The sequence below is a fragment of the Streptomyces sp. WAC06614 genome (assembly GCF_003949795.1).
Classification (GTDB): domain Bacteria; phylum Actinomycetota; class Actinomycetes; order Streptomycetales; family Streptomycetaceae; genus Streptomyces.
On the sequence record NZ_RPRY01000728.1, the window covers coordinates 1 to 904 of the forward strand.

At 78.0% G+C, this 904-nt stretch carries 1 protein-coding gene; it reads right to left on the reverse strand.

Translation table 11 applies throughout. From position 1 onward, the window contains the following. Positions 1-736 (reverse strand): AfsR/SARP family transcriptional regulator (locus tag EF918_RS36165; RefSeq protein WP_185922106.1); only part of this gene is annotated, 736 nt, incomplete at its 3' end. Positions 737-904: the final 168 nt, after the last annotated feature.

Sequence of the window (904 nt, forward strand, 5' to 3'; positions counted from 1 at the left end):
GGGTGGTGCCCAGGACCGTGGCCAGGGCCTCCTGGAGGCGGGGGCCCGGGTCGACGCCGAGTTCCTCGGCGAGGCGGACCCGGATGCGGTGGTAGTGGCCGAGGGCGTCGGCCTGCCGGCCTTCCTGGTGCAGGCAGCGCATGAGCAGCGCGGCCAGGGTCTCGCGCAGCGGATGCGCCCGGAGCGCGTCGGCGAGTTCCGCGAGGGCGGAGCCGCCGCGGCCCACCCGGAGCAGCCGTTCCGCGAGCCGTTCCACGATCTTCAGCCGTAGCCCTTCCAGGCCCGGTTCGGCCGTGGCCCGCAGCGTCTCGGAGCCGCAGTCGGCCAGGGCGGGTCCGCGCCACAGGGCGAGGGCGTGGCGGAGCAGGTCGACGGCGGCCTCGTCGGTGCCCGGCTCCGCCGCGCCCTCGGCCTCGGCCAGCAGGTCCCGTACGCGGTGGACGTCGACCCGGGCGCGGTCACCGAGCAGGGCGTAGCCGGGGTCGCGGGTGACCAGGTGCAGCGAGGTGCCGTCGAGCAGTGCGCGCAGTCCCGCGACGTGGCCCTGGAGGGCGGCCTTGGCGCTGGGCGGTGGGGCGCCGTCCCAGACGAGGTCCAGGAGCCGGGCGACCGGGACCACCCGGCCGAGGGAGAGGGCGAGGGCGCCGAGGACGGCGCGGCGCTTCGCGCCGCCCGTGCGCAGGGGCGTGCCGTCGTCGGCGCGGAGCTCGACAGGGCCGAGCAGGACCACCTCCACCTGGCCTTTTCCCCCTTCCGCACGCCCTGGGGCGAACCCTACCGCCCGTCGCTGACGTGTCGTCCGCCGGGCGTCGGGGGGAAGCGCCGAGCGGTGGGTGCGGGGCGTCGAACGGACCAGCGGACGAACGGCCCCCGCTCGCCGCCCGGAACCGCCCCGGCCCCGGCC